This is a genomic window from Paenilisteria portnoyi (assembly GCF_014322795.1).
GTDB lineage: Bacteria > Bacillota > Bacilli > Lactobacillales > Listeriaceae > Listeria_A > Listeria_A portnoyi.
The window spans coordinates 1-601 of record NZ_JAASTT010000055.1; the positions used below are offsets into that span (position 1 = coordinate 1).

At 26.6% G+C, this 601-nt stretch carries 1 protein-coding gene; it reads left to right on the forward strand.

The features are described 5' to 3' along the window. The coding region (locus tag HCJ66_RS15930) for an immunity 22 family protein (RefSeq protein WP_187134024.1) at window positions 1–362 on the forward strand (362 nt) is incomplete at its 5' end. Between the last annotated feature and the right edge of the window lie 239 nt (window positions 363–601).

The window sequence follows — 601 nt, forward strand, 5'->3', positions numbered from 1 at the left end:
GCTTTGAAGAATTTCTAAAAGTAAATTATGATTTATTAGATGAGGTAGATGATTTAGACGAAATTGATTCGATTTTTGAAAAGTATTTTGGTATTAGTAAGTATGATAGAGATATAGTTGAAAAAAATTATCAAGAAGATAAGACTAGTCAATATGAATTGATAAAAGGAGCATCATATTTAGATAGCTATACTCAAACAATTTCCAAAGAGATAAGTGAGTATAACTGTGCAATACTTATTTATGATTATGAGTACAATGGTGCTATTAAGAAATATATTGATAAAAATAATTTTGTTGATTTTTTTGATAATATTAACTATAAAAAGCAAGTGGACATAAGTAAATGGTTGGTTGAATAAAGAGAGTTGAAAAATAATTTTATACTATTAGATCTAAAATAGTTAAATATTGAGAGTGTACAATAAACTGTGTAAATAATGAATCCGAGATTCATTATTTACACAGTTTTTCTTATTTGGTCAATGTATAAAATTAGAATGAGTGGAACGAGTCATTGCATTAAAAGGCTTGATTAATTCAGGCATATTTTTAGGGAAAGGTGCGACGACGATTATAACAACAGGCGGATACGATTACG